This window comes from Chitinophaga sp. GbtcB8 (assembly GCF_019091455.1).
GTDB lineage: Bacteria > Bacteroidota > Bacteroidia > Chitinophagales > Chitinophagaceae > Chitinophaga.
This window is the reverse complement of record NZ_JAGXJN010000269.1, coordinates 1-251: the sequence shown is the minus strand read 5'-3', so window position 1 is coordinate 251 and position 251 is coordinate 1. Positions and strand designations below refer to the sequence as shown.

The following is a 251-nucleotide window of genomic DNA, read 5'->3' as shown; positions in this document are numbered from 1 at the left end:
GCACAGAAGTTCATAGATAATCCTTTGCAGCCCGGTGAGCGCCTGTACAGAACGGGCGACTTAGGCCGCTGGCTGCCGGATGGCAACATTGACTCCATAGGCCGTATGGACGACCAGGTGAAGAACCGCGGTTACCGCATAGAGCTGGGCGAAATAGAAAGCCTGCTGCAGCAGCACCCGCAGGTAGATCCCGCCGTGGTGCTGGCAAAACAATATCAGCAGGCAGAGAAAGAGCTGGTAGCATATATAGT

General features: G+C 55.4%; 1 protein-coding gene. It reads left to right on the top strand.

Annotated features, from left to right (window positions below; all coding sequences use genetic code 11):
• Positions 1–251 (top strand): AMP-binding protein (locus tag KVT36_RS31870; RefSeq protein ID WP_217607459.1); only part of this gene is annotated, 251 nt, incomplete at both ends.